This window comes from Rhodococcus sp. Z13_19A, from assembly GCF_058133575.1.
This window is the reverse complement of record NZ_JBYUNN010000005.1, coordinates 1-3,343: the sequence shown is the minus strand read 5'-3', so window position 1 is coordinate 3,343 and position 3,343 is coordinate 1. Positions and strand designations below refer to the sequence as shown.

The window sequence follows — 3,343 nt, the reverse complement described above, 5'->3', positions numbered from 1 at the left end:
GTTGTCGTGTGTTGTTTGAGAACTGCACAGTGGACGCGAGCATCTTTGTGGCCAAGTTTTTAAGGGCGCACGGTGGATGCCTTGGCACCAGGAGCCGATGAAGGACGTAGGAGGCTGCGATAAGCCTCGGGGAGCTGTCAACCGAGCTGTGATCCGAGGATTTCCGAATGGGGAAACCCGGCCCCAGTGATGTGGGGTCACCCACGCCTGAATATATAGGGCGTGTGGAGGGAACGTGGGGAAGTGAAACATCTCAGTACCCACAGGAAGAGAAAACAACAGTGATTCCGTGAGTAGTGGCGAGCGAAAGCGGATGAGGCCAAACCATGGGTGTGTGATAGCTGACAGGCGTTGCACTTGTGGGGTTGTGGGGTTTGTCTTGTCGACACTGTCATGTTGGCGGGGAGTAAGAAAGTGATGTGGTTAGCGGAAGTCGTCTGGAACGGCGCGGCGTAGAGGGTGAGACTCCCGTACGTGAAAACCTGTCACCTCCCTTGATGAATACCCAAGTAGCAGCGAGCCCGTGAAATTCGCTGTGAATCTGTCGGGACCACCCGATAAGCCTGAATACTCCCTGGTGACCGATAGCGGACTAGTACCGTGAGGGAAAGGTGAAAAGTACCCCGGGAGGGGAGTGAAATAGTACCTGAAACCGTGCGCTTACAATCCGTTGGAGCGGGTGAACACTTTGGTGTGTTGCCTGTGACAGCGTGCCTTTTGAAGAATGAGCCTGCGAGTTAGTGGTGTGTGGCGAGGTTAACCCGTCGAGGGGAAGCCGTAGCGAAAGCGAGTCCGAATAGGGCGATACAGTCGCATGCTCTAGACCCGAAGCGGAGTGATCTACCCATGGCCAGGGTGAAGCGACGGTAAGACGTCGTGGAGGCCCGAACCCACTTAGGTTGAAAACTGAGGGGATGAGCTGTGGGTAGGGGTGAAAGGCCAATCAAACTCCGTGATAGCTGGTTCTCCCCGAAATGCATTTAGGTGCAGCGTCGCGTGTTTCTCACCGGAGGTAGAGCTACTGGATGGTCTAGAGGGCCAACAAGCTTATCGAAATCAACCAAACTCCGAATGCCGGTGAGTGAGAGCGCGGCAGTGAGACTGCGGGCGATAAGGTTCGTAGTCGAGAGGGAAACAGCCCAGATCACCGGCTAAGGCCCCTAAGCGTGTGCTAAGTGGGAAAGGATGTGGGATCGCGAAGACAACCAGGAGGTTGGCTTAGAAGCAGCCACCCTTGAAAGAGTGCGTAATAGCTCACTGGTCAAGTGATCCTGCGCCGACAATGTAGCGGGGCTCAAGCACACCGCCGAAGCCGTGGCATTCGCACAATAGATTCACTTCACCTCATGGGGTGTTGTGCAGTCGTGTGGATGGGTAGGGGAGCGTCGTGTGGCCAGGGAAGCTCCGGAGTGATCCAGGGGTGGAGGCCACACGAGTGAGAATGCAGGCATGAGTAGCGAAAGGGGAGTGAGAAACTCCCCCGCCGAATGACCAAGGGTTCCTGGGGCAGGTTAATCCGCCCAGGGTGAGTCGGGACCTAAGGCGAGGCCGACAGGCGTAGTCGATGGACAACGGGTTGATATTCCCGTACCCGTGTGAGCGCGCCCATGGTGAATCCAGTGATGCTAACCGCCCGAAGCGGTCTTTAGCGCTCCCTTAGGGGGGTTGCGGGGATCGTGGAGCGCGGGACCCGATCTGGTAGTAGCCAAGCGATGGGGTGACGCAGGAAGGTAGCCGCGCCAGTGAGTGGTAGTACTGGTGTAAGAGTGTAGGGAGTGTCCTAGGTAAATCCGGGGCACACACATCCTGAGACTTGATGCATAGCCGATTGAGGTGAATGTGGTGATCCTATGCTGCCGAGAAAAGCCTCTAGCGAGCTCTCACACGGCCCGTACCCCAAACCGACACAGGTGGTCAGGTAGAGAATACTAAGGCGATCGAGATAACTATGGTTAAGGAACTCGGCAAAATGCCCCCGTAACTTCGGGAGAAGGGGGGCCATGACACGTGAACACTTTCTCGGTGGGAGCGTGGTGTGGCCGCAGAGACCAGTGGGAAGCGACTGTTTACTAAAAACACAGGTCCGTGCGAAGTCGTAAGACGATGTATACGGACTGACGCCTGCCCGGTGCTGGAAGGTTAAGAGGACCGGTCAACCACTTCGGTGGTGAAGCTGAGAATTTAAGCCCCAGTAAACGGCGGTGGTAACTATAACCATCCTAAGGTAGCGAAATTCCTTGTCGGGTAAGTTCCGACCTGCACGAATGGCGTAACGACTTCCCAGCTGTCTCAACCATAGACTCGGCGAAATTGCACTACGAGTAAAGATGCTCGTTACGCGCGGCAGGACGGAAAGACCCCGGGACCTTCACTACAGCTTGGTATTGGTGTTCGGTTCGGTTTGTGTAGGATAGGTGGGAGACTGTGAAGCGGCCACGCCAGTGGTTGTGGAGTCATCGTTGAAATACCACTCTGATCGAATTGGATGTCTAACCTCGGTCCGTGATCCGGATCAGGGACAGTGCCTGGTGGGTAGTTTAACTGGGGCGGTTGCCTCCCAAAATGTAACGGAGGCGCCCAAAGGTTCCCTCAGCCTGGTTGGCAATCAGGTGTTGAGTGCAAGTGCACAAGGGAGCTTGACTGTGAGACTGACAGGTCGAGCAGGGACGAAAGTCGGGACTAGTGATCCGGCACCGGCAAGTGGAAGCGGTGTCGCTCAACGGATAAAAGGTACCCCGGGGATAACAGGCTGATCTTCCCCAAGAGTCCATATCGACGGGATGGTTTGGCACCTCGATGTCGGCTCGTCGCATCCTGGGGCTGGAGTAGGTCCCAAGGGTTGGGCTGTTCGCCCATTAAAGCGGCACGCGAGCTGGGTTTAGAACGTCGTGAGACAGTTCGGTCCCTATCCGCCGCGCGCGCAGGAAACTTGAGGAAAGCTGTCCCTAGTACGAGAGGACCGGGACGGACGAACCTCTGGTGTGCCAGTTGTCCCGCCAGGGGCACGGCTGGTTAGCTACGTTCGGAAGGGATAACCGCTGAAAGCATCTAAGCGGGAAGCTCGTTCCAAGATGAGGTTTCCCACCCCCTTGAGGGGGTAAGGCCCCCAGCAGACCACTGGGTTGATAGGCCAGAACTGGAAGCACCGCAAGGTGTGCAGGTGACTGGTACTAATAGGCCGAGGACTTACCACAAAAATGCTACGCGTCCACTGTGCGGTATCTGAGACAACACACCACCCAACCCCAACTTGGCGGGGTTGGTCGAGGTGGCTGTTTCACAGAGTTACGGCGGTCATAGCGGAGGGGAAACGCCCGGTCCCATCCCGAACCCGGAAGCTAAG

The 3,343-nt window shown here is 56.5% G+C and carries 2 rRNA genes; both read left to right on the top strand.

Annotated elements, in window-relative coordinates:
• Window positions 1–49: 49 nt before the first annotated feature.
• Window positions 50–3,193 (top strand): 23S ribosomal RNA (locus AC3YNX_RS17600).
• 93 nt (window positions 3,194–3,286) lie between these two features.
• Window positions 3,287–3,343, top strand: a 5S ribosomal RNA gene (gene rrf, locus AC3YNX_RS17595); the annotation flags it as partial.